Source organism: Vibrio sp. HI00D65, from assembly GCF_001635455.1.
In the GTDB taxonomy this organism is placed as follows: domain Bacteria; phylum Pseudomonadota; class Gammaproteobacteria; order Enterobacterales; family Vibrionaceae; genus Vibrio.
Genome location: NZ_LWEH01000014.1, coordinates 1 through 348 on the forward strand (window position 1 = coordinate 1; position 348 = coordinate 348).

The window sequence follows — 348 nt, forward strand, 5'->3', positions numbered from 1 at the left end:
AAGTACATCCTCAATTTTCTCTACTATATCACTTTTTCATTAATATCTCGCTGACCATTAGTTAACCGATATTTTGAACCTTCATTACGCAAGACGATGGATATGAGATCACTTCAGCAAAAAAAGGCATCGCATAGTGCTAATCTTTAATCAGGCAATGAATAAAGGAGGTTGCGATATGAGTTACAAACATATTTTGGTCGCGGTCGATTTATCAGAAGACAGCAAATTAATTGTGGATAAAGCGGTAGCATTGGCAAAGCCATTAGAAGCCAAAGTCTCTTTTATCCATATCGATATTAACTATGCCGAGCTTTATACCGGGCTGATTGACATCAACATGGCCGA

Annotated in this window: 1 protein-coding gene; it reads left to right on the forward strand. The window is 37.6% G+C overall.

The genetic code is table 11. The features are described from left to right. Positions 1 to 178: 178 nt before the first annotated feature. Positions 179 to 348: universal stress protein (locus A3712_RS04795; protein WP_197465788.1), on the forward strand; the 170-nt coding region annotated here is incomplete at its 3' end.